We start from the raw sequence: 442 nt of genomic DNA on the forward strand, positions 1-442 counted from the left end.
ATGTTAATACATCGAAAACGGATGTCGTTGGCGTACCTGCAGCTAAGTCGGCGACAGTAGGCTCTTCAATCGTCAGATCGCCACTAGCCATCACTTGAACATCATCGGTAATAGTGACTGACAGAGGTGACATTAAAGAATCATCACCGTCGGTATCAACCGCGTAAACTGGTAGTTCAAACGTGAAGTCGTTATTGCCACGACCATCATCGTGGTCGATATTCTCCAACAGCGTAAAGGTATATTGCCCCAGAGTCGCAGCGCTAAAGCTTAATGTGAAAATCTGTGTTTCTACATTAGAGGCACTAGTTGTAAAACCAACATAGTTACCTGAGCCTGTCGGATCTTCTTTCAGATCAATTGGCAGACCATCGGATTTGAGTGAGTTATCTGTATTAAATTCGGTTGGCTCTAGGCGGAACTTCTCTACATTGTCACTTTG

At 44.3% G+C, this 442-nt stretch carries 1 protein-coding gene; it reads right to left on the bottom strand.

Going from position 1 to position 442, the window contains the following annotated elements:
* The coding region (locus AB4371_RS22610) for a hypothetical protein (protein ID WP_372150698.1) at positions 1 to 442 on the bottom strand (442 nt) is incomplete at both ends.

Origin of the sequence: Vibrio sp. 10N.261.51.A3 (assembly GCF_041471965.1) — a bacterium.
Classification (GTDB): domain Bacteria; phylum Pseudomonadota; class Gammaproteobacteria; order Enterobacterales; family Vibrionaceae; genus Vibrio; species Vibrio crassostreae_C.